Below are 23649 nucleotides of genomic sequence, written 5' to 3'. Positions count from 1 at the left end.
CATCGGTGCCGGCCTCGCGCACGAACTCACCGCGGGCCCGGCCGCGCTCGACCACGATCCGGCCCTCGTCCGCCTGCACGTCCTCGACCGGGACGACGCAGTCGGCGCCGGGCGGGATCGGCGCACCGGTCATCACCTTCAGCGCCGAGCCCGCCGGCAGCGGCTCGGTGCCCGGCTTGCCCGCCGCCACGACCCCGACGACCGGCAGGGTGACCGGCGTGACCGCCACGTCGGCGGCGCGCACCGCGTATCCGTCCATGGCCGAGTTGCGGAAGACCGGCAGATCGATCGGGGACAGCACGTCGGCGGTCAGCACGCGGCCCAGCGCGTCGGGCACCGCCACCTGCTCGGCCGGGCGGTCGGCGAGCGGGGCCAGCAGCGCGGCGACGGTGTCGCGGTACTCGTCGACGCTGCGCGCCGACGCGGTGGCGGGCCGGGGAGTCATGCTGCCAGCCTAATCGCCGTCCGACCGGCGGGTCAGGCCCGGATCGCTCACCGGCGAGGGGCGCGGACGGTGAGCTGTCGACTTCGTGACGGATCGGCGCTCCGGACGGTCCGCGTCGGGGGCGACGGGTCATACTGTAAAGATGACGCTGGTCGAAATGGGGATACCCGCTGTGCGATCGGAGCGGCCCTCCCTCGACGGCCGGCCCGAGACGCCGCTCCTCGTCGACCGCTTCGGTCGGGTCGCGCGCGATCTGCGCGTCTCCATCACCGAGAAGTGCTCGCTGCGCTGCACCTACTGCATGCCCGAAGAGGGCCTGCCGCCGATTCCGCGCGAGGAACTGCTCAGCGCCGACGAGATCGTCCGGCTGGTGACGCTGGCCGTGCGGGAACTGGGCGTGCGCGAGGTCCGCTTCACCGGCGGCGAACCGCTGATGCGCCGCGAGCTCGAGCAGATCATCGCGGGCTGTCACGCGGCTGTGCCCGACACCCCGCTGGCCATGACGACCAACGGCGTCGGCCTCGAACACCGCGCCAAGGCCCTGGCCGAGGCCGGACTGAGCCGGGTCAATGTCTCCCTCGACACCGTCGACCGGGCCGACTTCACCCGGCTGACCCGCCGCGACCGGCTCGAGTCGGTACTCGACGGCATCCGCGCCGCCCGCGATGTCGGGCTCGCCCCGGTCAAGGTGAACGCGGTGCTGATGCGGCAGAACCTGGCCGGTGCGCCCGACCTGCTCGCGTGGTGCCTGGCCGAACAGTGCGAGCTGCGCTTCATCGAGGAGATGCCGCTCGACGCCGACCACGAGTGGGCGCGCACCGACATGGTGACCGCCGCCGACCTGCTCGACGTGCTCGGCGAACGGTTCACCCTCACCGAGGCGGGCCGCGCCGACCCCTCGGCGCCGGCCGAGAAGTGGCTGGTCGACGGCGGCCCGGCCACGGTCGGCATCATCGCCACCGTCACCCGTAAGTTCTGCGACAGCTGCGACCGGACCCGGCTCACCGCCGACGGCATGCTGCGCTCGTGCCTGTTCAGCGACCAGGAGTTCGATGTGCGGACCGCGCTGCGCGCCGGTGCCGACGACGACGAGGTCGCCGAGCTGTGGCGCGGCGCCATGTGGCAGAAGTGGGCCGGTCACGGTATCGACGCCGCCGGTTTCGTCCCTCCGGAACGCACGATGGGAGCCATCGGTGGTTGAGGTCCGCTACTTCGCCGCGATCGCCGACGCGGTCGGCAAGAGCACCGAATCGCTCGACCTGCCCGCGGGCGCGACCGTCGCCGACCTGCGCGCCTCGCTCGCCGCCGCCTACGGCTCCGAGGTCGACTCGCTCGTCGGGGTCTGCGCCTTCCTGATCGGCGACGAACTCACCCGCGACCCGTCGGCCATGCTCCGCGACCGGGTCGACGTCCTGCCCCCGTTCGCGGGCGGTTAGCAGGATGGTCCAGAGCGCGGCTCCCGACGTCGACGCCTATCTCGCCGAACTCCCGGACCATCGGCGCGCGGCGCTGACCCGGCTGCGTGAGCTGTGCCTGGCCGAACTCCCCGGCCGCACCGAGGTCATGGCCTACGGCATGCCCGCCTACGAGCGAGATGGTGTCGGCGAGATCGCCTTCGCGAGCCAGAAGCAGTACATCTCCTTCTACCTGCTGCGGGCCGACGTCCGCGCCGCCTTCGCCGAGCGCCTGGCGAGCCAGGACATGGGCAAGGGCTGCCTGCGCTTCCGCAAGGAACCGGACTACGACCTGGTCCGCGCTCTGTTGCGCGCGACGGCGTCCGGTGTCGGCGCGCCGGGGGAGAACTGAGTCGACCCGGCGGCCGGAATCCCGGGCAGCCGGCTACCGCCACCAGGTGTCGAGCGGGGTGACCGGGACGGTGCGCTTGTGCCGGGTGTTGGTGAAGATCGACTCCACGCGGGCGGCGACCTCCGGCGTGACGTCCTTGCCCTCGAGGTAGTCGTCGAGCTCGGCGTAGCGCAGGCCGAGGGCTTCCTCGTCGGGCAGGGCGGGGCGGTCGTCCTCGAGGTCGGCGGTGGGGACCTTGGACCAGATGCTCGACGGCGCGCCCAGTTCCTGCAGCAGCGCGGCGCCCTGACGCTTGGTGAGACCGGTGAGCGGGGTCAGGTCGACGCCGCCGTCACCGAACTTGGTGAAGAACCCGGTGACCGCCTCGGCGGCGTGATCGGTGCCGACGACCAGCAGGTTCTCCTGCCCGGCCAGCGCGTACTGGGCGACCATCCGCTCGCGGGCCTTGATGTTGCCCCGCACGAAATCGCGCAGCCGCTCGTGGTCGAGCGCCCCGGCGACCTCGGCGGCCACCGCGTCGGCGCCGGGCCGGATGTTCACCACGACCGCCCGGTCGGGGTCGATGAAGTTCAGTGCGATCTGCGCGTCGTGCTCGTCGGCCTGCATGCCGTAGGGCAGCCGCACGGCGAGGAAGGTCGCCTCGACGCCCTCGGCGCGCAGTTCCTCGACGGCGAGCTGGCACAGCCTGCCCGCCAGGGCGCTGTCCTGGCCGCCGCTGATGCCCAGGGCGAAGCCGCGGGCGGGGGTGGAGTTCAGGTAGTCCTTGAGGAAGTCGACGCGACGGCGGACCTCCTGCTTCGGCTCGATCTCCGGCAGCACGCCCAACTCGGCGATGATCTGTTCACGCAGTGTCCCCATGCCGCCTCACTCTACTTGTGCGGCAGGGGAAACGACGCGGCGAACGAGCCATTCCCAGTTGTCGCCGATCTGAGCGCGGGTGTAGCCCAGGATGTCGATCTGGTGAATGACCAGCGCCGCGGACAATGTCGACAGCAGCGAGTCGGCCACCAGCGGCAGTTCCCCGCTCACCCCGGCCTCCCGCAGCAACAGCACGACATGCGCCTTGTGCAGGCCGTACGGGCCGCCGCCGAACCGCCCCTTCTCCTCCGCGGCGCGGTGCAGATCGCCCTCGACGGCGACGTCGAGCAGGCGCGTACGGCCGAACGCGATCAACCGCTCGACCGGGTTCGCGGTGGGGCCCAGCGGGGGCGGCCCGAACATGAACGCCGCCTGGAATTTCTGTTCGGAGTGGTCGAGCAGGGCCAGCATCAGCCCGGTGCGGTTACCGAACCGCCGGAAGACGGTGCCCTTGCCGACCCCGGCGCGCTTGGCGACCGCGTCCATCGTCAGTCCCGCCACCCCGTGCTCACGCACCAGCTGCTGGGCCGCGTCGAGCAGCAGCGCGCGGTTGCGGGCGGCGTCGGCGCGCTCGATCGGCTCGGCCTCGCCGGGCCGTGGCGGCCCGATCGGCAGCAGCGGCGGCTCGTCCGGCCTGGGTGTGCTGGAGCTCACGCCGCTCACACGTCCTCCGCGGGAAGTAATCGGACTGCGGTCCGGTTAATGTCGGATGAAACTTCGATCATCCCACTGAGTACACCAGGAGTCGTCATGGCCGGGACCCGCATCCTCACTCTCGTCGGAAGCCTGCGCGCGGGCTCGATCAATCGCAGGCTCGCCGAGGCGGCCGTGCAGACCGCCCCGGAAGGTGTGGACATCGCGATCTACGAGGGTCTGGGGGAGATCCCGTTCTACAACGAGGACCTGGACGTCGCGGGTTCGGTGCCCGCGCAGGCCGCGGCGCTGCGTGCCGCCGTCGCCGCGGCCGACGCCGTCCTGCTGGTCACCCCCGAGTACAACGGCACCCTGCCCGCCGTGCTGAAGAACGCCATCGACTGGGCCTCGCGTCCCTACGCGGCCGGTGCGATCAAGGGCAAGCCTGTCGCGGTGGTGAGTGCCTCGATCAGCCCGCGTGCGGCCGAGTGGGCCCACGGTGACGCGGTCAAGGCGATCGGTGTCGCGGGCGGCGTCGTCGTCGAGGCGGCACACGCGCGCTTCGGCACCATCGGCGAGCGTTTCGGTCAGACCCACCCGGCTCAGGACGCCGAGGCGCTGACCCAGCTCGGCGCGACCGTGCACGAGCTGGTTGCCGCTGCGGACGGCAAGCTCGTCTCGGCGTAAGCTGCCTGTCGGCTCGACACGGGGCGTCGCATCCCACGCGGATGTGACGCCCCTTCGCATGTCCGCGAAGTTTGCTGAAGACTCGCCGGGATGCAAAATCGTGATCTGGGCCACTGTTTTCCCAGCGTGTCGATCGCGCGTCCTGGGACTTACGGCGTGGGAATTACATCTGTGCGACTCGCAACACCTTGTGTTGTTCCAATCTGTCGGCCACTAGGTGTAGTGTCTCCAGTACTGGAACACGGTGTGAAGCCACCACTGATCGGGCCCAAGGGAAGGGGTTACGAGCAGGGCTTTCTTCGCCAGATCCAGGAGTTTGCGCAGCATCACCGTTCGTGCACTGCATACGGATCACAGGCTGTGGATCAGGCATAGGAGAGGGAGAACCTAGATGACCATCACCGTGTACACCAAGCCCGCTTGCGTCCAGTGCAATGCCACCTACAAGGCGCTCGACAAGGCCGGGGTGGACTACGAGATCATCGACATCTCCGAGAACACCGAGGCCCGTGACTACGTCATGGCGCTCGGTTACCTGCAGGCGCCGGTCGTCGTAGCCGGTGAGGATCACTGGTCGGGCTTCCGCCCCGATCGCATCAAGTCGCTCGCCGTCGCGGCCGCTTAGGACCTTCGCCGGAAGGAGGCGTCATGCCCGAACGGACGACTCCGGGCGGGCTGGTCTACTTCTCCAGCGCTTCGGAGAACACTCGTCGTTTCGTCGAGAAGCTGGGTCTGCCGGCTACTCGGCTTCCATTGCACACCGCTGATTCGCTGCGCGTCGACGAACCCTACGTGCTGATCACCCCCACCTACGGGGGTGGTCGGCACGTGATGGGTGGACAACGGTCCGACAAGGACCTCGTACCGCGGCAGGTCGCCAAGTTCCTCAACGACCCGCACAACCGCGCCCTGCTGCGCGGGGTGATCGCGGCCGGCAACACGAACTTCGGCGATACCTATTGCGCTGCGGGCGACATCATCTCGCGAAAATGCGGGGTGCCGTACCTGTATCGCTTCGAACTCATGGGAACCGCTGAGGACGTCGCGCGCGTCCGAGAGGGATTGGGATTGTTTTGGCAACAGCAACCACAGCACCGACCGGCAAGACTGCCCGCCTAGAGCAGGCCGCGGTGCGCGGCGAGGCGGGCGAGGTCCTCGACTACCACGCCCTCAACGCGATGCTGAACCTGTACGGCCCCGACGGACAGATCCAGTTCGACAAGGATCGCGAGGCCGCGCACCAGTACTTCTTGCAGCACGTCAACCAGAACACCGTCTTCTTCCACAACCTGGACGAGAAGCTGGACTACCTGGTCGACGAGAACTACTACGAGGCCGAAGTCCTCGACCAGTACAGCCGCGAGTACATCAAGAGCCTGTTCCAGCGGGCCTACGCCAAGAAGTTCCGGTTCCCGACCTTCCTCGGCGCGTTCAAGTACTACACCTCGTACACGCTCAAGACCTTCGACGGCAAGCGCTACCTGGAGCGGTTCGAGGACCGGGTCGTGATGGTCGCGCTGACGCTGGCCGCCGGCGACCAGGTCCTCGCGGACAAGCTGGTCGACGAGATCATCGACGGCCGGTTCCAGCCCGCCACCCCGACCTTCCTCAACTCCGGCAAGAAGCAGCGCGGCGAGCCCGTGTCCTGCTTCCTGCTGCGCATCGAGGACAACATGGAGTCGATCGGCCGCTCCATCAACTCCGCCCTGCAGCTGTCCAAGCGCGGCGGCGGTGTGGCGCTGCTGCTGAGCAACATCCGTGAGCACGGCGCGCCGATCAAGAAGATCGAGAACCAGAGCTCGGGTGTCATCCCGATCATGAAGCTGCTCGAGGACTCGTTCTCCTACGCCAACCAGCTGGGCGCGCGTCAGGGCGCCGGCGCGGTCTACTTGCACGCGCACCACCCCGACATCTACCGCTTCCTCGACACCAAGCGGGAGAACGCGGACGAGAAGATCCGCATCAAGACGCTGTCGCTGGGCGTGGTGATCCCCGACATCACCTTCGAGCTGGCGAAGAAGAACGAGGACATGTACCTGTTCTCGCCGTACGACGTCGAGCGCATCTACGGCAAGCCGTTCGCCGATGTCGACGTCACCGAGAAGTACTACGAGATGGTCGACGACAAGCGCATCCGCAAGTCGAAGATCAAGGCGCGCGAGTTCTTCCAGACCATCGCCGAGCTGCAGTTCGAGTCGGGCTACCCGTACATCATGTTCGAGGACACGGTGAACCGGGCCAACCCGATCAAGGGCAAGATCACCCACTCGAACCTGTGCTCGGAGATCCTGCAGGTCTCGACCCCCTCGGAGTTCAACGACGACCTGTCCTACTCGAAGGTCGGCAAGGACATCTCCTGCAACCTCGGCTCGCTCAACATCGCCAAGGCGATGGACTCGCCGGACTTCGGCCAGACCATCGAGACCTCGATCCGCGCGCTGACCGCCGTCTCGGACCAGACCCACATCTACTCGGTGCCCTCGATCGAGCAGGGCAACAACGAGTCCCACGCCATCGGCCTCGGCCAGATGAACCTGCACGGCTACCTGGCGCGGGAGCGGGTCCACTACGGCTCCGAAGAGGGCGTCGACTTCACCAACATGTACTTCTACACCGTGGTCTACCACGCGATCCGGGCCTCGAACCTGATCGCGAAGGAGCGCGGCAGCGCGTTCGGCGGCTTCGCGGAGTCGAAGTACGCCAGCGGCGAGTACTTCGACAAGTACACCGAGCAGGCGTGGGAGCCCAAGACCGACAAGGTCCGTCAGCTCTTCGCCGACGCCGGCGTGCACATCCCCACCCAGGACGACTGGCGTGAGCTGAAGGCCTCGGTGCAGGAGTTCGGCATCTACAACCAGAACCTGCAGGCAGTCCCGCCCACCGGGTCGATCTCCTACATCAACCACTCCACCAGCTCGATCCACCCGGTGGCGTCGAAGATCGAGATCCGCAAGGAAGGCAAGATCGGCCGCGTCTACTACCCGGCCCCGTACCTCGACAACGACAACCTCGAGTACTACGACGACGCCTACGAAATCGGCTACGAGAAGATCATCGACACCTACGCCGCGGCCACCCAGCACGTGGACCAGGGCCTGTCGCTGACGCTGTTCTTCAAGGACACCGCCACCACCCGCGACCTGAACAAGGCCCAGATCTACGCCTGGCGCAAGGGCATCAAGACGCTCTACTACATCCGCCTGCGTCAGATGGCCCTGGAGGGAACCGAAGTCGAGGGTTGCGTGTCCTGCATGCTGTGAGCTGAGCGCGGGAAAAGGGGCGGTCTCCGTGGGAGACCGCCCCTTTCGCGTCAGCCGATACTGCCGAACAGATCGAAGCAGCACCAGCCGCCGCGCAACCACTGCCCGATCAACCGCCACAGCGACGGGTAGCGGCCGTCGGCGTAGCGCAGACGCAGGCCGAACGAGCATTTACCGAAGGTCGTGCGGGTGAACCGCTGGACGACCGTGCGGTGCAGGAAGGACGCGCCGAGCCAGGCCGCGATGCCGTACAGGACGGCGGTCGAACCGGTCGCGAGGTACCAGACGGTGACACCGATGGCGGCGTGCAGCGCCGTGTCGATGAGGAAGGCGGGGATCACCCCGGTCTCGTCGCCGGTGGAAGTGGTTCCGCTGAGCGGGAATTCGTCTGCCGGGCGCTGCGGCTCCGCGGCGTCGGGGCGGACGTAGGTCAGTCGCCCGTCGGCGTCGCGCTCGTAGCCGCCGGTCCGCTCGGCGCGCCGGGTCGGTGTCGTCGTGCTCATGGGGCCCAGCGTGGCCGACCTCGCTTAACAACCACCCGGTGCCGACCTTGCCGTGCGCGGGAAGCCCAGGTCGCCGCGCCGCGGCGATGCGCGTCGGACCGGAATCCGCCGGTTACGGTGGAAGGCAACCCTGTTGTGTCGCAGCGCAGTGCGTCGATCCGAGGAGGCCGGATGTCCGTCGCGGAGCATGGGAAGACGGTGGGGGACGGGCTCGACCTTCCGCTGGCGCCGCGCGAGCGGATCGAACGGCCGGAACAGGCTGGGCGAGGCCGGGATTCGCGCAAGATCGTGCCGCGTTCGGCCCTCGGCGCGTGGGATCCCGGGCAGCGTGGGCACGACGCGCTGGCGACCGTGCTGGCGCAGAACGCGCTGCGGGCGCCGGATCTCGTGCCGATCCGGATGGCGCGCATGGCGGCCTCGCCGTGGACGTTCTATCGCGGCGGTGCCGCGATCATGGCCGCGGACCTGGCCTCCCGGCCGAATACCGGAATCGGCGTGCAGCTGTGCGGGGACGCGCACGTGCTGAACTTCGGGATGTGGGCCAGCCCCGAGCGCAATCTCGTCTTCGACCTGCGTGATTTCGACGAGACGCTGCCCGGCCCGTTCGAGTGGGATCTGCAACGCCTGGTGGCCTCGCTGGTGGTGCTCGGCCGGGACAACGGGGTGCCCGCGGCGCGGTCGGACGCGGCGGTGGCGGCGACCTCGGCCGCGTACCGCCGCGCCATGGCCGAGTACGCGCGCACCCCCGAGCTCGACATCTGGTACGAGCGGGTCGACGTGGAGGACTTCCTCGGCTACTTCGGCCCCCGCGCACAGGAGCTGGCGCGCAAGGAGATCCGGCGTGGGTCGGTGAAACGCACCAGCCGTGGCGCGTTCGGCAAGTTCACCGAGATCCGGGACGGGCGACGGCGGATCACCGAGCTCCCACCGTTCCGGGTGGCGGTCGGCGGCGACCAGCGCAGGCTCGTCGGGGCGGTCGTGCACGACTACGCCGAATCGGTGCCCGATCACATCTGGTCGCTGCTGACCCGGTTCCGGGTCGTCGATGTCGCCCGGCAGGTGGTCGGCGTCGGCAGCGTCGGGATGCGGGTCTACCTGGCCCTGCTCGAGGAGCGCCGGACCGGCGACCCGTTCTTCATCCAGGTCAAACAGGCGGGCCGCTCGGTCTACGAGGACTTCCTGGCGCCGAGCCGCTACGACAACCACGGTTCGCGGGTCGCCCACGGCCAGCGGATGCTGCAATCGACCACCGACAAGTTCCTCGGCTGGACCAGCGTGGACGGCATGGACTTCTACGTCCGTCAGTTCCGGGATATGAAGATCACCGCCGACGGCGCCCTCGTCGCACCCCAACTCGAACAGTTCGCCACCGCCTGCGCCCGGGTACTGGCCCGCGCCCACGCCCGCTCCGGCGACGCCGCCCGCATCGCCGACTACCTGGGCCGCAGCGAGCGCACCGACACCGCCCTGGTCGACTTCGCCCGCGCCTATGCCGACCAGAACGAGCGCGACCACGCGCAACTGGTGGCCGCGATCGCCGACGGCACGGTCGACGCCCACGAGGTCGGCTGGGCTTGATCCCGTGAGGCACGTCGGGACGCGTGACCGGTGACGGCGTCTCGGACGGTCGGCATCGTCGCTGCGCTGCCGGGGAAGTGGCGGCGCAGCGACGACACGACTACCCCGCCGAACCGGTGAGGATGCGTGGCAGGCCCGATGCCGAGCCGGTGCCGCTGCCGTCGGGCAACTCGGCACCCTGTGATCCGGGGCGGTGGATGCGGACGGTGACCGGTGCGGTGCCGTCGGCTTCCACGGTGACCACCCGCGCTCCGGTCGGCGAGGTCACCCGGCCGCCGCTGACCTGTACCTCGTAGGTGTCGGGCAGGGCCAGGTCGGAGACATAGATCTCGGTCGGGGCCGACGCGGCTGCCGGCCGGTAGCGATAGGCGAAATCGCCGGTCGCCGAATCGAACACCATCGCCTCCGGGATGCCCGCGGTGGCGCGAGGGTAGGTGCGGACCAATTCGCGGCCGAGATCACCGTGGAAGGGGTCGGCGCCGGTGCCGCGGAAATGCCAGTAGTGCCAGCCGATGAAGCGCTCGTCGGCGCGGGCGGTGGTGTTGCGCAACACGGTCGGGTCGCCGTCGCCGAATTCGGTGACGAGGGTCGGGATGTCGGTGCGGTCGGTGAAGGAGTCGATGTTGGACCAGGTCTTGTCCTGCTGCACCGGGCACACCGCCCGCAGTTCCTCGGACAGTCCGAGGTAGATGGCGAGCTGGCTGGGGATGCAGTAGTCGTGCGGGGAGAACACGATGTTCGGGCTGGTGATCGGCGGATTCTTGCCCAGATGGCTGGGCATCGTCTCGTTCCAGGTCACGTTCGGCTCCCAGAACACCGGCACCGCGCCGTTGCGCGCCCGCACCGCGTCGGTCAGCCGTTGCAGCGCGCGCTGGTACTCGGCGTCGAAGTCCGGGCAGCCGTCCGGGAAGCAGGTGAGAAACGGTGTGCCGGGCCAGGGTTCGTTGAGCAGTTCGATCCCGAGCACGCTCGCGCGCCCGTTCATCCGCTCGGCGAGGGCGCCGAGGGCGGTCCCGAGATGATCGAGGACGCCGTAGGTGTTGTTCCAGACCTCGTCCCACCCGGCGTTCATGCTCGGCATCAGGTAGTACAGCGGGAAGCCGGGATTCGGCTCGCCGTCGCCCGGCCTGGCCCGGATCGCCCACTCGGGAAAGCCGTTGCCGCCCCAGATCTGCGACAACCCGTCCTGATGATTGTCGAGCAGGGTGTAGATCCCGTGTGCGGCGAGGGTATCCACCACCGCCTCGACGCGATCGAGATAGGCCGTGTCGACCACGCCCTCGGTCGGCATCAGTGCGTCGAAGGACACCCCGAGCCGCACGGTGTTGAACCCGTGCCGGGCGAGCAGCGCCGCCGCGTCGTCGCTCAGGGCGAACCCGTCACCGGGTTGCAGATACGGCGCGTCCTTGTCGACGGTGTTCACTCCGTGCAGCAGCACGGTCCGCCCGAATCCGTCCACCAGTGCCGCCCCCTGCGCCCGCAGCGGTGTCACTCCCGGCTCCGCACTCGCGGGCGCGATCGCGCCGCTCACGATCATGCCGATCGCCAGCGCGAACGCCGCCACCCACCTCGGCGATAGCCCCGGCCCTCGCCGCCGTCGAATGCCCGCTCTCGCCATCAGTGTTCCTCGATCCACTGGTAGACATGCGTCCAACTGAACGCACGTCCAAGTACTGGCGTGAGACCATAGCGTCGGACTGCCGATGTGGTCAAGGCCACACGAGTGGAATCGCCACGGCCGGAGGAGATGTCGGGGCCCGGTGGGGACCGACCTCGGGGCGGCGTCCGTCGATGCGACGACGACCGTCAGCAACATCGCCGACCAGCGCATCACCGGGCGCCACGGCGACGGGGAGCAGCTGTGGGATGTCGAGACCGACCGAGGTGGTGCGGGCGGCTCGCCGGAGCGGCGAGCTCGATCCGCCCCCGCGTCGCTCCTGTGGGTCGGCGAAGCGATCGCGGGGGCCCGGGTGGTTCAGCGGAGGGCGGGCAGGACTTCGCGTTCGAAGAGTTCGATGCCGGAGGTGTCGTAGGCGGCCTCGGGGAAGTTGCAGATGGCGTAGTCGAGGCCGAGATCCTGGACGGCGGTGAGGCGTTCGATGATCTGCTCGGGGGTGCCGACGGCGGCGCTGGTGTCGAACTGCTCGTGCACGCGGGCCTTGGCCTCGTCGGCGCCCAGGAACGGGGTGTAGCGGTCGATGACGGCGGAAAGGCGTTCCTGGACTTCGGATTCGGTGCTGCCGATGATGGCGTTGAAGTTGGCGCTGCGGGTGATCGCGTCGAAATCGGTGCCGACCTCGGCGCAGTGCTGGCGCAGGATCTCCGACTTGCGGGTGAATTCCGCCGGTTCGCCACTGAAGTTGGTGTAGTCGGCGTACGTCGCGGCGATCCGCAGCGTCTTCTTCTCGCCGCCACCGGCGATCCAGATCGGAATGCCGTTCTCCTGCAACGGCTTCGGGTGCACGATCGCGTCGTCGACCTGGTAGTACTTCCCGTCGAGGGTGGCCCGGCCGGTCCGCCAGGCCTGCCGGAAGATCTGCACACCCTCGTCCAGGCGGCCGAGTCGCTCACCGGCCGGCGGGAAGCCGTAACCGTAAGCGCGCCACTCGTGTTCGTACCACCCGCCGCCGATGCCCATCTCCACCCGGCCGCCCGAGATCAGGTCGACGGTGGCGGCCACCTTGGCCAGGTAGGCGGGGTTGCGGTAGCTCATGGCGGTACACATCTGCCCGAGCCGCACGCGGGAGGTGCTGGCCGCGAACGCCGACATCAGGGTCCACGCCTCGTGGGTGGCCTCGTTGGTCGGCACCGGCACGGTGTGGAAGTGGTCGTAGACCCAGAGGGATTCCCAGTCGGTGCCCGTATCGAACCGCTGGGCGAGCTCGCGCATCACCGCCCACTGGTCCGCCGGTTCGATACCGACCAGGTCGAGCCGCCAGCCCTGGGGGACGAAGATGCCGAAGCGCACGTGATTCTCCTCAGTGTGATGATCGAGCCGGAGGTCGCGGCGCCTCGCACCGCGGCTGCCCTGCCCACTTTTCCCACTGCCGCGCACCGAGGCAACTATTGAACGCTCGGCGCGCTGAATCCCGGACCGGCGGTTATTCGCTTGGCGGGGCCGTCGCGGGCGGGCATGCTGAGAGCCGTATGAACGATATGCGACAACCACGCCTCGGCGTGGACTTCGGCCGGGTCATCCAGGGGGCGGCGCTCGCGCCGGGTGCCGCGGACACGGTCTTCCTGTCCGGCGGCTTCGCCGAGGCGATGAGCACCCCGCCCACTCCGCACGCCTTCGACGCGCTGGCCCGCCTGGTGACCCGCTTCGGCGGCAACGCCTGGGTGATCTCCAAATGCGGCCCGCGGATCGAGGAACGCACCAGGCAGTGGCTCGATCACCACGATTTCGCCGCGCGCACCGGCATCCCGCGCGAGCACCTGCGGTTCTGTCGCACCCGCGCCGACAAGGCGCCGCACTGCGCGGAATTGGGCATCACTCACATGATCGACGACCGCCTCGACGTGCACGCGGCGCTGCGCGGGCTGGTGCCGCGGCTGTACCTGTTCGGCGCGCAGGCCGCGCCCGCGCCGGACTGGCTGTGTCACACGCCGGACTGGCCCGCGGTCGAGCGGGTGATCCGCGCGGATCTCTACGCGGCGGGTCAGACGTTCGGGTCGCCGTAGGAGGCGGCGATGTCCTGGGAGCTGGGCCAGCGGCTGTAGGTCGGTGACTGCGGCCAGCCCTCGGGGCTGTCCTGCCATTCCTCCTGCCTGCCGTAGGGGAGCGCGTCGATCAGGCCGAAGGTGTAGGCGAGCTGTTCGGTGCCGCGGCCGTCGGTGTGCCAGCTGCGGTAGACGGTGTCGCCGTCGCGCAGGAAGGTGTTGACCGCGAAGCCCGCGCCCGGGCCCGCGCCCATGTCGGCGCCGAACGGGCTGTCATGGGTGGAGTACCACGTCATCGTGTTGCCGACGCGGCGCTTGTAGGCGAGAGCCTCCTCGATCGGGCCCTGGGTCACGATGACGAAGCGCGCGTCGTAGGCGGCGAGGAAGTCCAGCCGGGCGTACTGCGCGGTGAGGCCGGTGCAGCCGGGGCACTGCCAGGTGTTTCCGTCGGTCCACATGTGGTGATAGGTGATCAGCTGGGACTTCCCGTCGAAGACCTCGGCGAGCGGAACAGCGCTCCCGTCTTCGGCTTCGAGCGTGTACGGGGGCAGTTCGACGGCGGGCAGGCGCCGTCGCTGCGCGGCGACGGCGTCGAGTTCGCGCGTCGCGGCCTTCTCTCTGATCCGGAGCTTGTCGAGCTCGGCCTGCCAGGTGTCGCGATCGACGATGGTCGGCAATGCGGTCATGAGGGCCACTCCTTGAATGTGTACGGCGTGCACATTTGATATGTTCACACCGTACACTTCGGTCGGAGGGAGCTCAAGGGTTGGCGTATCACCACGGCGATCTCGCCGCCGCGCTCGTCGAGGCCGGGCTGGAGCTCACCCGGGCCGGTGGTCCCGACGCGCTGACGATCCGCGAGGTCACCCGCCGGGTCGGCGTCACGCCGAACGCCGCCTACCGGCACTTTCCGGACCGGCAGGCGCTGCTGCGCGCGGTGTCGGCGGCGATCGAGGCCGCGATGGCGACCGGGATGACCACCGACCGGCGCCTGGCCACCCCGCGCGACAGCCTGCGCGCCGTCGGCCTCGGCTATATCGCCTTCGCGCTGGCCGAGCCGGGCTGGTTCGCCGTCGCGTTCTTCGGCGCGGGCGACACCTCGCCGGAGTCGGTGCTCGACTCGCCCGCCTACCTGGCTCTCGCCGACGCGCTCGACATGATGGTCCACGTCGGCGATCTGGCGCCCGCCGCTCGTCCGGCGGCGACCTGGAGCTGCTGGTCCACCGTGCACGGCTTCGCCGAGCTGGCGTTGCGGGGGCCGCTGCGCCATCTCGATCGCGCCGAGGTGTGGCGCCTTGCCGAGCAGGCGGTCGACACGGTGGTCGCCGGATTGCCGCCCGTGATGTGATCGAGGTCACTGTGACCAGTGGTACGTCGGTGTAAAGATGAAACGTCTGGGCTCCGCATGTACCCTGCAGGTGGAAGGGTGTGCCCGGGTGGGTACTCCGAGCGATCTGCACTGGCGATGGCCTGCAGCGACGACGAGGAGGTGGTGTTGCGATGCGCAGCGAACCCCCCAGTCGAAGGCCGCGCGGCGTCTCCCCTTCGCTCTCTCGCTGATTCCCGGTCGATTTCCTTCGGCTGTGCGTGACGGCTGTGGCGGTGGACGCCCGCGGTGGACACACCGTCTCCCGATTCACTCACGTAGCATCCCCGCGGCCAGGCCGCAGGCATGCGCGCTGTCGCGCCAGAGGACTCTCCCATGTCGCAGATCGACCTCGTCGAAGCCCGTCACGTAGCCGCCGATTCCGCTGTGCCGGAAGCGGATTCGCCGCAGCAGCACCACCGCTCCGGCGCCGATGATCATTCGGTGACCGAGGCGCTGGAGATCCTGTCGGAATCGGTGCGCCACCTCGTCGAGACCCACCGGGTCGACGGCGCCATGGAGTGGCTCGACAACCGCCCGCCGCATGTCATCGCCGACGCGCTGGCCCGGATGGACGCCGTGCAGGCGGGCGTCGTGTTCCGGCTGCTCGACAAGGATCGCGCGATCACCGTGTTCGAGGAACTCGAGCCGGTCGACCAGCAGCAGATCCTGCAGGGCCTGCGCGAGAAGAGCTTTCGCGATCTGGTCGAGGCGATGGACCCCGACGACCGCGCCCGCATGCTGCACGAGGCGCCCGCCAAGGTCGCCAAGAAGGTGCTGGCCGGGCTGAGCCCGCGCGAGCGCCGGATGACCGCCGCGCTGCTGGGCTACCCGGAGGGCTCGGTCGGGCTGTACATGACGCCGGAAGTCGTCGCGCTGCCGGATAATCTGACCGTCGCGCAGGCGCTGGCCTGGGTGCGCGCCAAGGGCGGCAACGCCGAGACGGTGTACACCCTGCCGGTCGTCGACTGTGGTCGTCGGCTCACCGGCATCGTCGAACTGCGCGAGCTGGTCCTGCATGCGCCGGACGCGATGGTGTCGGAGCTGGTCGTCACCGAACCGGCGTTCGCGCGGGCCACCGACTCCGCCGAGAAGGCCGCGCGCCTGATGAGTTCCACCAACGACATCAACCTGGTCGTCGTCGACAGCGAGGACCGGGTCGTCGGGCTGCTCACCATCGATGACGCGATGGAGGTGCTCGAGGCCGCCGACAGCGAGGACGTGGCCAAGCAGGCCGGTTCGGCGCCGTGGGAGGGCCATTACATGGCCGCCAAGGTGTTCCAGCTGGCGCGCTACCGGGCGCTGTGGCTGATGCTGCTGTTGTTCGCCGCCACACTGACCGTCAGCGTCACCGACGTCTTCTCCACCACGCTCGAGCAGGCGGCCAGCCTGGCGCTGTTCATCCCGCTGCTGATCGGCGCGGGCGGCAATGCGGGCGCGCAGGCCGCGACGGCGTGTGTGCGCGCCCTGGCCGTCGGCGAGGTGCGGGTGTCGGACCTGTTCAAGGTGATCTGGCGGGAATGCCGGGTCGGCCTGGTGCTCGGCAGCATGCTCGCCGCGGCCGGCCTGCTGATCGGCACGCTGTTCGTCGGCCCCAAGATCGCCGTCGTCGTCGCCATCACCCTGGTCATCATCTGCGGCTGGGCCGCCACCATCGGCGGCACGATGCCGTTGCTGGCCAAGAAGTTCCGCATCGACCCCGCCGTGGTCTCGGCCCCGATGGTCACCACCCTGGTCGACGCCACCGGCCTGATCATCTACTTCACCACCGCCAAGCTCGTCCTCGGCATCTGACCCGATCCGGGCCGCGGCGACCAGGGGCCCCGGGTCGCCGTCAGCCCTGGGGGAACAAGGTGAGGGCGCGCGCCATCACGTCTCGGGCGACGTCGTCGGTGGCGGCGACGACCTCCACGATCGGGATGCGGCGGCCGAAGGCGGTGGATTCGGCCGGAAGCTCGGGGCCGACGGCGGCGGTGTAGATCGGAATCCGGTTGTCGTAGACCGAGACCGAGCGGTGCACGACGCGGCCGTCGATGTGTTCCTCGGTGCTGTTGGCGGCGAGGTAAGCGGGTACCCGGTACTCGTAGCCGACGGTGATCTTCTCGCCGCGGTAACCGAACAGGCATTGGGTGAGACGCTGTTCGTCGTCGGGGACGGTGTCGGCGAGTTTCGTGCGGACCGTGCACGGATCGGCGCCGAGCAACACGGTCGGCACGGTGTCGGGGGAGGTGCCCTGGGGTGGCGATTGCCGCCAGCGGTCGATCATGCCGGGGACCAGCTCGTCGGCGACGGTGCACGGATTCTTCCCCGGCGGTGTCGACAGGCCGAGGTAGAACGCGGCGCCGGAGGGGAAGTGGGCGGTCGCGCCGCACGAGCGGGGCTCGCCCGCGTCGCGGTCGGGAACCGAGCGCACGGTCACGTCACCGAGCTGCTCGGTCACGCCCCGGGCGCTCGGGGTCAGGCCCGGCAGCAGGGTGGCGTGCCAGGTGAGGGTGGTGCCCTCGCCGGAGGTGGTGCTGCCCAGGATCGCCCGGCACGAGTCCAAGCCGACGGTCACACCGGTGATGTCGCCCAGCGGTGCCAAGGTCTCGCGGGGCAACACGGCGCAGACGTCGACCTGTCGGGTCGCCTGGGCGACCGCGTCCCGCCCGGCCTGATCCCGTGGGACCTGCGACCAGAACTCCGGCGGTGGAGCGGGCATCACCGGCGGCGGGAGCGGCGGCAACTTCTCGTGGTCGGGCGCCGAGTCGTCGCCGCCGCAGCCGGCGCAGACGAGCAACGCGACAGCGGCCAGCGCCAACCTGCGGTCCATCAGCACCCCTGTCCTCGACGGATCCGGGCTCGGACGCGCGCCCGACCATCGAGTCTGCCCGCCGGGGCAACCAGGCCGCAAACAACTCGCGTCGGTCGTTCCCAGAACGTTGTGACCGGGTGCGAGTCAGTTCAGCAGCGGCAGCGTCTCGCGCATGATCTTCTCGGCGGCGCCCGAATCGGCGGTGACCGAGACCGTCGGCACGCGGGGGCCGAGCAGCGCGTCGGTGGGGCCCGCCGCCATGGTGGGGCCGACGATCGCGGTCAGCGAGGCGATGCCGGACTGCGCGGCGGGTGCGTCGAATCGGTAGACCTGCCGCGCGCCCACGGTGAAGGCGGGGGTGTCGTCGGTGATCGAGCGTTCCTCGTTGTAGTCGTAGGTGATGATTGCCTGGTGACCGTCGATGGTCAGCCGGCACGTGGTGACGCCCTGATCGGCCACCGGCACCCGGATACCGAGCAGCGGCGCGACCGCGCACGGATCGGCGCCGGTGACCACCGTTCGGTCCGAATCGGGCGAGCTGCCCTGCGCCGGCTCCGTGCGCCATTCGCTCAGCGCGATCCGCATCAGAGCCTCGGCGGTGGCGCACGCGTCCTTCGGCGCCCGCACGCTCATCGACAGATCGGCGCCCGCGACGAACCGCGCCCACACCTGGCAGCTGCCGCGCACCTGCGGGTCGGCCGAGCCGGACGGCTCGTCGTCGAACAGGACCCGCACATCGCCCATGGCCTGCTCGGTCACCGGCGCGTCCATGGTCGGTTCGCCGGAGAACATCACCCCGGTGGTCCAGGTCGCGTCGATCCCGGTGAGGTGCCCGTCGACCGCGATCCCCATCCGGCACTGGTTCGGGTGCACGTTCTCCACATCCCGCACGGTCCCGAGCCCCGTCACCGACTCGCGCGGGATGAGCGCGCACACGTCGATCGCCCGCACCGTGCGCAGCACCGTGGCCTTCTCCTGATCGGAAACCGCTGCGGTGGACCAGAATCCGCCGGTCGGCATGGTGTCCGGGGTGCCCGCGCGCTGACACGCGAGCACGGTCAGCGCCACGGCGATCAGCGGTACGAGCCGGCGCGGGCGAAGTGCCGCGACAGTGGTGCCGAGCAGCCGGCGGAGCATGGTGGATCCCCCTGTCGTGATCGCGTGTCCGTGCGGGGACACGCGAGCCGCAGTTTGCCGGGTGCCCGGTGAGAATGCAAAGGCACCTCGCGTGGCCGGATTCACGCGGGGACGCGGTCGCGCGCGTATGTGGCGAATCACGGGCGGTGCGATGGTGGTGCCGCGGCGGTCGTGCCGCACAATAGGGGCCGCGTGTGTGGCGCGGGTGTCCTGTCGGAGCGGCGGGGTTCGATGCGCTGCAACACAAGCTGTTGTGTTGGCGGGAGATGTCACCCACTACGAGTAGTGTTCAGGGTGAACGGGCTCGTACACGGCGGCGGTGCGGGTCAACGGTCAGGCGGAAAGGTGTGGAGGCGGAATGAAGCTCATCGATCGGGTCAGCGCCATCAACTGGAATCGGGTGCCCGATGAGAAGGACGCCGAGGTCTGGGATCGCCTGACCGGCAACTTCTGGCTACCGGAGAAGGTGCCGGTGTCCAACGACATCCCCTCCTGGAACACCCTGACCCCCGACGAGAAGCAGCTCACCATGCGGGTCTTCACCGGCCTGACGCTGCTGGACACCATCCAGGGCACCGTCGGCGCGGTCTCGCTCATCCCCGACGCGCTCACCCCGCACGAGGAAGCGGTGTACACCAACATCGCGTTCATGGAGTCGGTGCACGCCAAGAGCTACAGCTCCATCTTCTCCACGCTGTGCTCGTCGAAGGAGATCGACGAGGCGTTCCGCTGGTCGGAGGAGAACCGCAACCTGCAGCGCAAGGCCGAGATCGTCCTGTCGTACTACAACGGCGAGGACCCGCTCAAGCGCAAGGTCGCCTCCACCCTGCTGGAGAGCTTCCTGTTCTACTCCGGCTTCTACCTGCCGATGCACTGGTCCTCGCGGGCCAAGCTGACCAACACCGCCGACATGATCCGCCTGATCATCCGTGACGAGGCCGTGCACGGCTACTACATCGGCTACAAGTACCAGAAGGGCCTCGAGCTGGTCTCCCAGGCCGAGCGCGACGAGCTCAAGAACTACACCTTCGAGCTGCTCTTCGAGCTCTACGACAACGAGGTCGACTACACCCAGGATCTCTACGACGAGGTCGGCCTCACCGAGGACGTCAAGAAGTTCCTGCGCTACAACGCCAACAAGGCGCTGATGAACCTCGGCTACGAGGGCCTGTTCCCGAAGGACGAGTGCGAGGTGAACCCGGCGATCCTGTCGGCGCTGTCGCCCAACGCCGACGAGAACCACGACTTCTTCTCCGGCTCGGGTTCCAGCTACGTCATCGGCAAGGCGGTCAATACCGAAGACGAGGACTGGGAGTTCTGAGCGAACCCGCGTCCTGAGCCCGCGCGGCCGAATCCGCCTCGCCGCCTACCGATTTCCGGTGGGCGGCGAACACGGTGTTCCCGAGATCGCGTTCGGTCCGTAGCGTCGCGGGGATGAGCACCGCGATCACTCCCTTCCGCATCGACATCGCCCAGCGCGACCTGGACGATCTGCGTCGCAGGCTGACCGACGCGCGCTGGCCCGCCGAGCAGCCGGGCGCCGAGTGGCGCCGCGGTGTTCCGGTGGGGTACCTGCGGGAACTGGCCGAGTACTGGCGCACCACCTACGACTGGCGGGCGGCCGAGGCGGAACTGAACGCGTTCCCGCAGTTCACCACCGAGATCGACGGCCAGCGCATCCATTTCCTGCATGTGCGCTCGGCCCGGCCCGACGCGACACCGCTGCTGCTCACGCACGGCTGGCCGGGGTCGGTCGTCGAATTCCTGGACGTGATCGGGCCGCTCACCGATCCCGGCGCCCACGGCGGCGATCCCGACGACGCCTTCCATCTGGTGATCCCCTCGCTGCCCGGGTACGGGTTCTCCGGCCCGGTGACCGACGCCGGCTGGAATCCGGCCAGGATCGCCGCGGCCTGGGTCGAGCTCATGACCAGGCTCGGTTACCAGCGGTTCGGCGCGCAGGGTGGTGACTGGGGCGCGTTCATCACCCCCGAGGTCGGGCGGGCGGGCGGGGACCGGGTGATCGGCGTGCACGTCAATGCCGCGACCGTCGGCTTCCTGCCGTTCGGGCCGGTCACCGACGCGGACAAGGCGACGATGACCGCGGCCGAACTGGCCCGGCTCGACCGGCTCGCGCAGTTCAAGGGCGAGGGCAGTGGCTACTTCCGGATCCAGGCGACCCGGCCGCAGACCCTCGCCTACGGTCTGCACGACTCACCGATCGGTCAGCTCGCGTGGATCGTGGAGAAGTTCAAGGAGTGGACGTTCCCGGCCGACGAACTCCCGGAGGCGGCCGTGGACCGAGATCGGCTGCTCACCAATGTGATGCTCTACTGGCTCACCGGCACCGCGGGTTCCTCGGCCGCCCTGTACTACGAGGCCACGCACACCCGCTCGTGGTCGAGCACCCCGTCGACCACGCCGGCCGGCGTCGCGGTCTTCGCCGAGGACGTCGCCATTCGCCGCTACGCCCAAGGCAATGCCCACATCGTGCACTGGTCGGAGTTCGACCGGGGCGGGCACTTCGCGGCGATGGAGGCGCCGGAGCTACTGGTCGGCGACATCCGCGCGTTCTTCCGCGGCCTGCGCTGACTCAGCGATCCCAGGGCGCCCGCAGATCGGGGTCGTCGAAGGCCTTCGCCGCGTCCCGGTACAGCTCGCTGATCCGGTGTTTGACCCGGGTACGGTCGGCCTCGGGGATATCGGCCTGGTCGAGCCGGGCCGCGGCATTGGCGACGGCGTGGAAGACGCGGGTGGGCTGTCCGTCGATGATGTCGGCGACCGGGAACTTGTAGTCGGCCTCGGTCGCCGGGTTACCGCCGGGCTGCCGGTACAGATAGATTCCGGCCAGCTTCCGCGGATCGCCCTTGGCCCATTCGAGCGCGTCGTGCTCGGCGCGGTGTCCGCTCCACGGATGGTCGCGCGGGGCCCACGGCAGGTCCAGATCGGCGGCGTTGTCGGACGCGGGCGGGATCGGTGCACCCTCGGAATCCTGAGCCATGTTTCCTCCTCGTACAGCGGCGACGGAGCAACGGCGCCGAGACGGCGCGACGTCATGGATCACTGCACGCCATGATAGCAATCACGCTGCTACCTGCGGTTTGCCCATGGAAATCGGGGTTTTCCGATCTATCCGGTTGCCGATCTAATCGGAGCATGACCGCGATCGGACCACAGGCCACCCTCGGTGACATCCTCGATCGCGGCGGATCCGGTGCGGGGATCGCCGTCGTCGACGGCGACGAGAGCTGGACCTACGCGACCCTGTCCGGTGCGGCGCATCGGCTCGCCAGGGAGCTGATCACGCACGCGGTCGGCCCCGAGTCCGTGGTGGTGCTGGCCCTGCCGCGCTCGGCGGAGTTGGTGCGCGCGGTGTGGGCGGTGGCCGTGACCGGTGCGGCCGTCCTGCCGGTGGACCTGCGCCAGCCGCAGGCCCGGCGCCGCTACCTGCTGGCCGATGCCGCCGCCACCATCGGCATCACCACCCGGTCGATGCTCGCCGAGCTGCCGACCTGGATCACCTGGCTGGTGCTCGACGACCCCGACTTCGCGCGGCGGTGCGCGCGCCATGATCCGGCGCCGCTCACCGAGGCCGACCGGGTCGCGCCGACACACCTGGACCAGCTCGCCTATGTCCTCTACACCTCCGGCTCGACCGGGGCGCCGAAGTCGGTCGCCGTGACCCACCGCGGGCTCGCGACGCTGGTCGCGGCGGTGTCGGCGCGGCTCGGCTCGTTCGAGCGGGCGCGCGTCCTCCAGGTCAGCTCACCGGGTTTCGACCTGTTCGTGCTCGAGCTGATGCTGATATGCACGCACCGGGCGACGGCGGTCATCGTGCCGCCGGAGATCACCGGTGGTGGTGAACTCGACGAGCTCATCGCCGACCGGGCGGTCACCCACGCCGTGCTCACCCCCGGGGTGCTGGCCACCCTCGACCCGGCGCGCCACGGGACACTGCGCGGGCTGGTGGTCGGCGGTGACGTCTCGGACCCGGCGCTGGTGGCGCGATGGGCGCCGGGGCGGATCTACGTCAACGCCTACGGCCCGACCGAGACGACGATCTTCGTCACCGCGACAACGCTGTCCGCGGGTGAGCCGGTGGTGCTCGGGACGGTGTTCGACGGTTGGTCGGCGATGATCCTGGACGATCGCCTGCGTCCCGTGCCACCCGGCGAGCCCGGTGAGCTCTACCTGACCGGCCCCGGTGTGGCGCGCGGGTACCGGCGCAGGCCGGGGACGTCGGCGACGCGCTTCGTGGCCGATCCCTTCGGCCGGCCCGGCGCCCGGATGTACCGCACGGGTGATCTGGTCCGCGCGCATCGCGGTGACGCGGCGGCCCTGGAGTTCCTCGGCCGCACCGACTTCCAGCTCAAGGTGCTCGGCGTCCGCGTCGAGCCGGGCGAGATCGACGCCGTCCTGACCGGCCATGATGCGGTCCGCTCGGCGATCACCACCGGGTGGGAGACCCCGGCGGGGGCGCGGGTGCCGGTGAGTTACGTGACGGCCGAGCCGGGTCGGGCCGTCGACACCGGCGCGCTGCTGACATTCGCGCGGAGCAGACTCGCCGCGCACGCGGTGCCCGCGACCGTGATCGTGCTCGACGAGCTGCCGTTGACGCCGGTGGGCAAGGTCGACCGCGCCGCGCTGCCCGCCCCGGTGTTCGCCTCCCGAGGCGGTGCGGCGCCGACGGATTCGGTCGAGCGGCTGATCGGCACGGTCATGGCCGGCCTGCTGGGCGTGGACTCGGTCGCCGCCCAGGACGACTTCTTCGCCCTCGGCGGGAACTCGCTGCTCGCCGCCCAGCTCGGGGCGCGCCTCGGCGCGGCGACCGGCAAGCAGATCCCGGTGCGCACCGTGTTCGACGCACCGACGGTGGCCCGGCTCGCCGTCGCGATCCGCCACCTGGCGCAGGCGGCGCCGCG

24 protein-coding genes and 1 pseudogene are annotated in these 23649 nt (G+C 69.5%); 14 read left to right on the top strand and 11 right to left on the bottom strand.

Annotated features, from left to right (window positions below):
- Window positions 1–445 (bottom strand): annotated as a pseudogene (locus V8688_RS23670) (molybdopterin molybdenumtransferase MoeA); the annotation flags it as partial.
- Between the two features lie 142 nt (window positions 446–587).
- Between V8688_RS23670 and moaA the strand changes: the two are divergent.
- The 3 genes from moaA to V8688_RS23655 are packed head-to-tail and all read left to right on the top strand — an operon-like array spanning window position 588 to window position 2251.
- Window positions 588–1646, top strand: coding sequence for a GTP 3',8-cyclase MoaA (gene moaA / locus V8688_RS23665; protein ID WP_218716713.1), 1059 nt, complete (start codon window positions 588–590; stop codon window positions 1644–1646).
- Window positions 1639–1881 (top strand): MoaD/ThiS family protein, encoded by a 243-nt coding sequence (locus tag V8688_RS23660; protein ID WP_316575720.1) that lies wholly within the window; start codon window positions 1639–1641, stop codon window positions 1879–1881. The genes moaA and V8688_RS23660 overlap by 8 nt, the downstream gene beginning before the upstream one ends.
- Window positions 1882–1885: 4 nt before the next feature.
- Window positions 1886–2251, top strand: coding sequence for a DUF1801 domain-containing protein (locus V8688_RS23655; protein ID WP_218716711.1), 366 nt, complete (start codon window positions 1886–1888; stop codon window positions 2249–2251).
- 33 nt (window positions 2252–2284) lie between these two features.
- Here V8688_RS23655 and nadE read toward each other — a convergent pair whose 3' ends face one another.
- Together nadE and V8688_RS23645 are read right to left on the bottom strand one after the other, a co-directional pair.
- Window positions 2285–3109, bottom strand: coding sequence for an ammonia-dependent NAD(+) synthetase (gene nadE, locus V8688_RS23650; RefSeq protein WP_218716710.1), 825 nt, complete (start codon window positions 3107–3109; stop codon window positions 2285–2287).
- A gap of 6 nt (window positions 3110–3115) precedes the next feature.
- A complete protein-coding gene (locus V8688_RS23645) occupies window positions 3116–3727 on the bottom strand; it encodes a TetR/AcrR family transcriptional regulator (protein ID WP_255587060.1) in 612 nt (203 codons plus the stop codon).
- 132 nt (window positions 3728–3859) lie between these two features.
- On the opposite strand from V8688_RS23645, the gene V8688_RS23640 reads away from it, so the two are divergent.
- The 4 genes from V8688_RS23640 (at window position 3860) to nrdE (ending at window position 7689) form a co-directional block, all read left to right on the top strand.
- Window positions 3860–4429: an NAD(P)H-dependent oxidoreductase gene (locus V8688_RS23640; protein ID WP_218716708.1), complete on the top strand. Its 570-nt coding sequence runs from the start codon at window positions 3860–3862 to the stop codon at window positions 4427–4429.
- 391 nt (window positions 4430–4820) lie between these two features.
- Window positions 4821–5054 carry a redoxin NrdH gene (locus V8688_RS23635; RefSeq protein ID WP_218716707.1) on the top strand — a complete coding sequence of 78 codons (234 nt, stop codon included), beginning with the start codon at window positions 4821–4823 and terminating at the stop codon, window positions 5052–5054.
- Between the two features lie 23 nt (window positions 5055–5077).
- On the top strand, window positions 5078–5548 hold the full coding sequence (gene nrdI / locus V8688_RS23630; protein WP_316575717.1) for a class Ib ribonucleoside-diphosphate reductase assembly flavoprotein NrdI: 471 nt from the start codon (window positions 5078–5080) through the stop codon (window positions 5546–5548).
- 59 nt (window positions 5549–5607) lie between these two features.
- Window positions 5608–7689 (top strand): class 1b ribonucleoside-diphosphate reductase subunit alpha, encoded by a 2082-nt coding sequence (gene nrdE / locus V8688_RS23625; RefSeq protein ID WP_255587059.1) that lies wholly within the window; start codon window positions 5608–5610, stop codon window positions 7687–7689.
- Window positions 7690–7739: 50 nt separating this feature from the next.
- On the opposite strand, the gene V8688_RS23620 is transcribed toward nrdE, so the two are convergent.
- Entirely contained in the window at window positions 7740–8192 is a 453-nt protein-coding gene (locus V8688_RS23620; RefSeq protein ID WP_342801714.1) for an RDD family protein, read from the bottom strand.
- A gap of 171 nt (window positions 8193–8363) precedes the next feature.
- Here V8688_RS23620 and V8688_RS23615 point away from each other — a divergent pair, with 171 nt between their 5' ends.
- The gene (locus V8688_RS23615) at window positions 8364–9770 is read left to right on the top strand and encodes a DUF2252 domain-containing protein (RefSeq protein ID WP_316575715.1); all 1407 of its coding nucleotides are present in this window, start codon (window positions 8364–8366) and stop codon (window positions 9768–9770) included.
- A 100-nt stretch (window positions 9771–9870) separates the two neighbouring features.
- On the opposite strand, the gene V8688_RS23610 is transcribed toward V8688_RS23615, so the two are convergent.
- Both V8688_RS23610 and V8688_RS23605 read right to left on the bottom strand, forming a co-directional pair.
- Window positions 9871–11307 carry a cellulase family glycosylhydrolase gene (locus V8688_RS23610; protein ID WP_342801715.1) on the bottom strand — a complete coding sequence of 479 codons (1437 nt, stop codon included), beginning with the start codon at window positions 11305–11307 and terminating at the stop codon, window positions 9871–9873.
- Window positions 11308–11745: 438 nt separating this feature from the next.
- Window positions 11746–12738 (bottom strand): LLM class F420-dependent oxidoreductase, encoded by a 993-nt coding sequence (locus V8688_RS23605; protein WP_218716703.1) that lies wholly within the window; start codon window positions 12736–12738, stop codon window positions 11746–11748.
- A gap of 179 nt (window positions 12739–12917) precedes the next feature.
- Here V8688_RS23605 and V8688_RS23600 point away from each other — a divergent pair, with 179 nt between their 5' ends.
- A complete protein-coding gene (locus V8688_RS23600; protein ID WP_255587028.1) occupies window positions 12918–13451 on the top strand; it encodes a hypothetical protein in 534 nt (177 codons plus the stop codon).
- On the opposite strand, the gene V8688_RS23595 is transcribed toward V8688_RS23600, so the two are convergent.
- Entirely contained in the window at window positions 13430–14116 is a 687-nt protein-coding gene (locus tag V8688_RS23595) for a DUF899 family protein (RefSeq protein WP_218716702.1), read from the bottom strand. The genes V8688_RS23600 and V8688_RS23595 overlap by 22 nt on opposite strands.
- A gap of 80 nt (window positions 14117–14196) precedes the next feature.
- Between V8688_RS23595 and V8688_RS23590 the strand changes: the two genes are divergently transcribed.
- Window positions 14197–14778 (top strand): TetR/AcrR family transcriptional regulator, encoded by a 582-nt coding sequence (locus tag V8688_RS23590; RefSeq protein WP_342801713.1) that lies wholly within the window; start codon window positions 14197–14199, stop codon window positions 14776–14778.
- Between the two features lie 288 nt (window positions 14779–15066).
- Here the strand turns inward: V8688_RS23590 and V8688_RS23585 are convergent, their stop codons facing one another.
- Window positions 15067–15237 carry a hypothetical protein gene (locus V8688_RS23585; protein ID WP_218716700.1) on the bottom strand — a complete coding sequence of 57 codons (171 nt, stop codon included), beginning with the start codon at window positions 15235–15237 and terminating at the stop codon, window positions 15067–15069.
- A gap of 3 nt (window positions 15238–15240) precedes the next feature.
- Here V8688_RS23585 and mgtE point away from each other — a divergent pair, with 3 nt between their 5' ends.
- Complete coding sequence (gene mgtE, locus V8688_RS23580; protein ID WP_218716699.1) at window positions 15241–16590, top strand: magnesium transporter; 1350 nt, start codon at window positions 15241–15243, stop codon at window positions 16588–16590.
- Between the two features lie 40 nt (window positions 16591–16630).
- On the opposite strand, the gene V8688_RS23575 is transcribed toward mgtE, so the two are convergent.
- Both V8688_RS23575 and V8688_RS23570 read right to left on the bottom strand, forming a co-directional pair.
- Window positions 16631–17608, bottom strand: a complete 978-nt coding sequence (locus V8688_RS23575; RefSeq protein ID WP_218716698.1) for a peptidase — start codon at window positions 17606–17608, stop codon at window positions 16631–16633.
- A 126-nt stretch (window positions 17609–17734) separates the two neighbouring features.
- A complete protein-coding gene (locus V8688_RS23570) occupies window positions 17735–18727 on the bottom strand; it encodes a hypothetical protein (protein ID WP_218716697.1) in 993 nt (330 codons plus the stop codon).
- A gap of 358 nt (window positions 18728–19085) precedes the next feature.
- On the opposite strand from V8688_RS23570, the gene nrdF reads away from it, so the two are divergent.
- Window positions 19086–20048 (top strand): class 1b ribonucleoside-diphosphate reductase subunit beta, encoded by a 963-nt coding sequence (gene nrdF / locus V8688_RS23565; protein ID WP_019048442.1) that lies wholly within the window; start codon window positions 19086–19088, stop codon window positions 20046–20048.
- A 113-nt stretch (window positions 20049–20161) separates the two neighbouring features.
- Window positions 20162–21319 (top strand): epoxide hydrolase family protein, encoded by a 1158-nt coding sequence (locus V8688_RS23560; protein ID WP_342801712.1) that lies wholly within the window; start codon window positions 20162–20164, stop codon window positions 21317–21319.
- Window position 21320: 1 nt separating this feature from the next.
- Here V8688_RS23560 and V8688_RS23555 read toward each other — a convergent pair whose 3' ends face one another.
- The gene (locus V8688_RS23555) at window positions 21321–21728 is read right to left on the bottom strand and encodes a hypothetical protein (RefSeq protein WP_218716695.1); all 408 of its coding nucleotides are present in this window, start codon (window positions 21726–21728) and stop codon (window positions 21321–21323) included.
- 155 nt (window positions 21729–21883) lie between these two features.
- On the opposite strand from V8688_RS23555, the gene V8688_RS23550 reads away from it, so the two are divergent.
- Window positions 21884–23649: non-ribosomal peptide synthetase (locus V8688_RS23550; protein WP_342801711.1), on the top strand; the 1766-nt coding region annotated here is incomplete at its 3' end.

This window comes from Nocardia sp. No.11 (assembly GCF_038752175.1).
GTDB lineage: Bacteria > Actinomycetota > Actinomycetes > Mycobacteriales > Mycobacteriaceae > Nocardia > Nocardia canadensis.
This window is presented reverse-complemented; position numbering and strand designations above follow the sequence as displayed.

What these genes read in the sequence shown, in the direction of transcription:
- V8688_RS23615 (WP_316575715.1), top strand. Translation starts at nt 8,364, where the DNA reads ATGTCCGTCGCGGAGCATGGGAAGACGGTGGGGGACGGGCTCGACCTT.
- V8688_RS23595 (WP_218716702.1), bottom strand. Translation starts at nt 14,116, where the DNA reads ATGACCGCATTGCCGACCATCGTCGATCGCGACACCTGGCAGGCCGAG.
- V8688_RS23555 (WP_218716695.1), bottom strand. Translation starts at nt 21,728, where the DNA reads ATGGCTCAGGATTCCGAGGGTGCACCGATCCCGCCCGCGTCCGACAAC.
- nrdF (WP_019048442.1), top strand. Translation starts at nt 19,086, where the DNA reads ATGAAGCTCATCGATCGGGTCAGCGCCATCAACTGGAATCGGGTGCCC.
- V8688_RS23610 (WP_342801715.1), bottom strand. Translation starts at nt 11,307, where the DNA reads ATGATCGTGAGCGGCGCGATCGCGCCCGCGAGTGCGGAGCCGGGAGTG.
- V8688_RS23640 (WP_218716708.1), top strand. Translation starts at nt 3,860, where the DNA reads ATGGCCGGGACCCGCATCCTCACTCTCGTCGGAAGCCTGCGCGCGGGC.
- nrdI (WP_316575717.1), top strand. Translation starts at nt 5,078, where the DNA reads ATGCCCGAACGGACGACTCCGGGCGGGCTGGTCTACTTCTCCAGCGCT.
- V8688_RS23560 (WP_342801712.1), top strand. Translation starts at nt 20,162, where the DNA reads ATGAGCACCGCGATCACTCCCTTCCGCATCGACATCGCCCAGCGCGAC.
- moaA (WP_218716713.1), top strand. Translation starts at nt 588, where the DNA reads ATGACGCTGGTCGAAATGGGGATACCCGCTGTGCGATCGGAGCGGCCC.
- V8688_RS23585 (WP_218716700.1), bottom strand. Translation starts at nt 15,237, where the DNA reads ATGATCATCGGCGCCGGAGCGGTGGTGCTGCTGCGGCGAATCCGCTTC.
- V8688_RS23600 (WP_255587028.1), top strand. Translation starts at nt 12,918, where the DNA reads ATGAACGATATGCGACAACCACGCCTCGGCGTGGACTTCGGCCGGGTC.
- V8688_RS23570 (WP_218716697.1), bottom strand. Translation starts at nt 18,727, where the DNA reads ATGCTCCGCCGGCTGCTCGGCACCACTGTCGCGGCACTTCGCCCGCGC.
- nrdE (WP_255587059.1), top strand. Translation starts at nt 5,608, where the DNA reads ATGCTGAACCTGTACGGCCCCGACGGACAGATCCAGTTCGACAAGGAT.
- V8688_RS23635 (WP_218716707.1), top strand. Translation starts at nt 4,821, where the DNA reads ATGACCATCACCGTGTACACCAAGCCCGCTTGCGTCCAGTGCAATGCC.
- V8688_RS23575 (WP_218716698.1), bottom strand. Translation starts at nt 17,608, where the DNA reads ATGGACCGCAGGTTGGCGCTGGCCGCTGTCGCGTTGCTCGTCTGCGCC.
- V8688_RS23655 (WP_218716711.1), top strand. Translation starts at nt 1,886, where the DNA reads ATGGTCCAGAGCGCGGCTCCCGACGTCGACGCCTATCTCGCCGAACTC.
- nadE (WP_218716710.1), bottom strand. Translation starts at nt 3,109, where the DNA reads ATGGGGACACTGCGTGAACAGATCATCGCCGAGTTGGGCGTGCTGCCG.
- V8688_RS23620 (WP_342801714.1), bottom strand. Translation starts at nt 8,192, where the DNA reads ATGAGCACGACGACACCGACCCGGCGCGCCGAGCGGACCGGCGGCTAC.